Raw genomic sequence first — 561 nt, forward strand, 5'->3', positions numbered from 1 at the left:
GCCGAGCGCCAGCACACGGCCGTCGCAGGCGAGGCCGCGATCGCGAAGATGGTGCACACCCTCGCGAAGGAGGTGACGGCCCTCAACGAGAAGATCTCCGAGACCGACAAACTCATCGAGGGCCGGTTTCGCGAGCACGAACTCGCCGAAGTGATCCAGTCCATGCCCGGCATCAGCACGGTCCTCGGCGCGGAGTTCCTCGTCGGCATCGGTGGCAGCCTGGACGACTTCCCCACCCCTGATCGCCTTGCCGCCTTCGCAGGTGTGACCCCCGCGCCGCGCGACTCCGGGAAGGTCATCGGCAACCTGCACCGGCCCCAGCGCTACCACCGGCGCTTGCAACGGGTCTTCTACACCTCCGCGCTGATCAGCATCCAGTTCGATCCCAACTCGCGGAAGTTCTACGACCGCAAACGCACCGAAGGCAAAAGCCATGTCCAAGCCGTGCTTGCCCTCGCGCGCCGACGCGTCAACGTCCTGTGGGCCCTCCTCCGTGACAGGCGGTGCTACCAAGTAGCACCGCCTGTCACAGCGGCGGCTTGACTTCAGCATTGGGAAGCC

At 66.0% G+C, this 561-nt stretch carries 1 protein-coding gene; it reads left to right on the plus strand.

The genetic code is table 11. From position 1 onward, the window contains the following. On the plus strand, positions 1-543 hold a 543-nt coding region (locus AN218_RS28720; RefSeq protein ID WP_141747729.1), incomplete at its 5' end, for a transposase. Between the last annotated feature and the right edge of the window lie 18 nt (positions 544-561).

This window comes from Streptomyces nanshensis, assembly GCF_001751255.1.
In the GTDB taxonomy this organism is placed as follows: Bacteria; Actinomycetota; Actinomycetes; order Streptomycetales; family Streptomycetaceae; genus Streptomyces; species Streptomyces nanshensis_A.